The organism is Caldisericia bacterium (assembly GCA_026414995.1).
GTDB lineage: Bacteria > Caldisericota > Caldisericia > B22-G15 > B22-G15 > JAAYUH01.
Genome location: JAOAHY010000035.1, coordinates 1 through 798, shown reverse-complemented (window position 1 = coordinate 798; position 798 = coordinate 1). Strand labels below are relative to the sequence as shown.

The 798-nt window shown below is 25.6% G+C and carries 1 protein-coding gene; it reads left to right on the top strand.

From position 1 onward, the window contains the following. Nucleotides 1-257 precede the first annotated feature (257 nt). On the top strand, nt 258-798 hold a 541-nt coding region (locus N3D74_06655), incomplete at its 3' end, for an alanine--tRNA ligase-related protein (protein MCX8095844.1).

Genomic DNA, 798 nt, shown 5'->3' with positions numbered 1-798 from the left:
AATTACAACCTTTTGTTAACATAGAAGCACAACTATTTTTTGAATTACTTAAATTTTTATTATGTACCAACAATTCATTATTATTAATGTCACTTGTATAATTAGGTTCGTTTATCATTTTTAAATATTAATAAATTGCTATCAATGCTATTATTCTAGCATAATTAATATGGTTATCAAATTTGATTTTAAATGTTTATGATAAGTGATTATTTAATGACTTTAATTTATAATCTTTTTGAGTAAATAAAAACAATATGAAAAGTTATGAGTTAAAAACAAAATTTTTAGATTTTTTTCGAATTAAAGGGCATAAAAGGATTAAGAATAGTTCATTAATTCCAGAAAACGATTCATCAGCTCTATTTATTAATTCAGGAATGCATCCAATAGTAAATTATTTAATGGGTGAAAAACATCCTTTAGGCACTAGATTGATGAATTATCAGAGAGCTTTAAGGACTGGAGATATAGAAAATGTTGGTTTAACAAAAAGACATCATACTTTTTTTGAAATGTTAGGAGAATGGTCTTTGGGTGATTATTGGAAAAGAGAATCATTAAACTGGAGCGTTGAATTTATCGTTAATATATTAGGATTAGATCCAAAAAGACTTTATGCTACTGTCTTTAAGGGTGATTATAAGATTCCTCAAGATAAAGAATCAATAGAAATATGGATTGATATTTTTAAAAAATTTAATTTAGAGCCAACTATTGGAGAAAATTTTGCATTAGAGAATTGCCCTAGAATAGTTCTGTTGGGTAGAGACGATAATTTTTGGCCAAAAGGAAAAG